This is a genomic window from Vibrio sp. 10N.222.46.A1, assembly GCF_041473595.1.
In the GTDB taxonomy this organism is placed as follows: Bacteria; Pseudomonadota; Gammaproteobacteria; order Enterobacterales; family Vibrionaceae; genus Vibrio; species Vibrio tasmaniensis_A.
The window spans coordinates 1-1,899 of the sequence record NZ_JBFRSN010001502.1 but is presented as its reverse complement, the minus strand read 5'-3'; the positions used below and the strand labels follow the sequence as shown (position 1 = coordinate 1,899).

2 protein-coding genes are annotated in these 1,899 nt (G+C 40.5%); one reads left to right on the top strand and one right to left on the bottom strand.

Annotation, left to right across the window (positions count from 1 at the left end):
* Positions 1–522: TGS domain-containing protein (locus AB4496_RS27660; RefSeq protein ID WP_372133199.1), on the bottom strand; the 522-nt coding region annotated here is incomplete at its 3' end.
* Between the two features lie 493 nt (positions 523–1,015).
* Between AB4496_RS27660 and AB4496_RS27655 the strand changes: the two genes are divergently transcribed.
* Positions 1,016–1,639 (top strand): hypothetical protein, encoded by a 624-nt coding sequence (locus AB4496_RS27655; RefSeq protein WP_009846503.1) that lies wholly within the window; start codon positions 1,016–1,018, stop codon positions 1,637–1,639.
* The last annotated feature ends 260 nt before the right edge of the window (positions 1,640–1,899 follow it).

The following is a 1,899-nucleotide window of genomic DNA, read 5'->3' as shown; positions in this document are numbered from 1 at the left end:
GTACAGGCCTGGACGATCGTCTTTAGAAACGTTCTCATCCAGGATTTCGATTTTGTAAGTCTCGCCGCGAGCTTCGAATGCGTCACGCGCTTCCTGCCAGCTAACTTTCTTCTTAACAACCTGATACTTGGTCTTCGCTAGCTCTTTCATACGCTTTTCAATCTTTTCTAGATCTTCTTGCGTTAGAGAGTGCTCAAGGTCGATATCGTAGTAGAAACCGTTATCAATGGTAGGACCGATCGCCATTTTCGCTTCTGGAAAAAGCTGCTTAATCGCGTGACCTAAAAGGTGAGCACAAGAGTGACGAACGATCTCAAGGCCATCAACTTCATCTTTAGCTGTGATGATTTCTAGGCTTGCATCGTTTTCGATAAGATCACAAGCATCAACACGCTCGCCATCTACACGACCAGCAATGGTTGCTTTCGCAAGACCAGGACCGATTGATAGGGCAACATCTAGAGTTGATACAGGGTTGTCAAATTGACGCTGACTACCGTCAGGAAGAGTAATAATTGGCATTATTTGTCCTTTACAGTGGTGTTGCACACCAAGCAACACATGAAAATTATTTAATATATTTAATTCAACAAGTTAGATAACTTGATGGGGATATATGTAAGAATTGGTACAAATTCAGGTACAAATACAGATGCACCCTCATTTATTCCAAAGGTATTGTAACGAATTAACATGAAATGACAATAATGTACTGAACAAGAGGTTAAGGAAACATCTCACCTTCACTGACCGAATACGATTATTCTGCTGTTTTAATGCGATGCCCCCTCTTCTTACCCTCTCACAATACTAAGACCTATCATGGCTACAGATCAAGGTTACTCGCCACAAAGCAATCTAACACCTCTAATACATCACTAACCCATTGATTCATTGTTGAATCGAATATATAAATTAGGCATCATTCAGCCTCAAAATACGAAGCATTGCCGTATAAGAAGCATTAAGTACCAGAGTGAGTTTATCGAACCATCAAATAGTAAAGGTGAATGTAATGATGCTTGGTCGAGTTAAAGTTAACAATTTGTTCGCAACAATAGATTGGTGTTTGAAAAAAACATTTCCAACAGATTATGACTCTCGGTGTCTTTATACGGCTTGTGCAATATATTCGATACTGCAGAAAGAAGGTGTTAGTTCCATTATTGTCGGGGGTAATGTCGGCGCATTCACAATGTCAATCGATGGACGTCAAGCTTCCTTAGAGGGCTTTGCTGGTTCAAATCGTGATCAACCAAGTCATTATTGGGTTGAAGTCAACGATGTGTTACTGGATCCAAATGTTTCTTATCTACCAAAAAGCTCGAAAATACCAAGAGTACCAATGCCAATGATTGCTTGGAAGCGAAAAGGGACATTGCCAAAGAGTCTGCAATATAGAGCCCAAATTCGTTACGACGAAAATGTAGAGTTTAGGTTTCCAGGTGACATAGCCGAGCGTATCAGCGGTTTTGTTGATATGTGCCAAAAAAGGTATTCATCGAAAGCAGCAAAGAAGAAACTCTCTGGCTTTATACTTTCTTCACCGGAAAACTTACATCAATATGCAATTTCGGGTAACAAATGGGCAGTTGGAGCAATGCGCTTTGAATCATTACCGTCAGTGCCAACTATTTAGCATTGTAGTAATGGGACTTCACAAGCGCTTAAAACCGATTCCCAACACTCGGCATTTTTGGTTTGCTTCAGCTTAAATTTACAGCACAATAGCTTTAGGTAAGGTGGTTTGCGTTACTCACCACTTAACGCTGCTTTAGCAGTCCTTTTAGACTTCAGGAGACAAGTTAAGTTGGAAGAGCTTAAATATTTAGCGAGAACGTACTACTCCAATACTGTCAGTATGCGATATTTTGGAATGGAAGGTTTAGGGTACCTGTC